Origin of the sequence: Pseudomonas sp. SID14000 (assembly GCF_002165135.1) — a bacterium.
Taxonomy (GTDB): domain Bacteria; phylum Pseudomonadota; class Gammaproteobacteria; order Pseudomonadales; family Pseudomonadaceae; genus Aquipseudomonas.
Genome location: NZ_NFZQ01000170.1, coordinates 1 through 387 on the forward strand (window position 1 = coordinate 1; position 387 = coordinate 387).

Genomic DNA, 387 nt, shown 5'->3' on the forward strand with positions numbered 1-387 from the left:
GCAGACCGCCTTCGGCGACCGGGATCCTCGGTGGCCAGCACGCGACCGGAAGCTGGCTCTCCTTCAGCTCGTCCTTGATCGGCACCGCGACCATCCCGCCCGGCGGGAAGGCGCCCGGCGGCATCCCGGAGAAGCGCTGGTCCTTGTTGCCCCGTTTGCTGTACGCGATGGCGGCGCCGATGGCTCCCACCGACACCGCGCCTGCGCCCGCCAGGCCGGGAGCAGTCACACCGGCGCGGTCCAGGAGACTCGGCGGGTCGACCACGATCGGCTTGTCGTTGCTGACGACGCCCGCCTTGATCCCGGCGACGATGGTGACCTCCTGCCGCCGGTTCACGGTGGATTGCTGGAACGCGCCCTTGCCGGCGGTGACCGTCGCGCCGTCAC

1 protein-coding gene is annotated in these 387 nt (G+C 71.6%); it reads right to left on the bottom strand.

Features of this window, described 5'->3' with window-relative positions; genetic code table 11:
- The coding region (locus CAY82_RS26845; protein ID WP_218190872.1) for a hypothetical protein at positions 1–387 on the bottom strand (387 nt) is incomplete at both ends.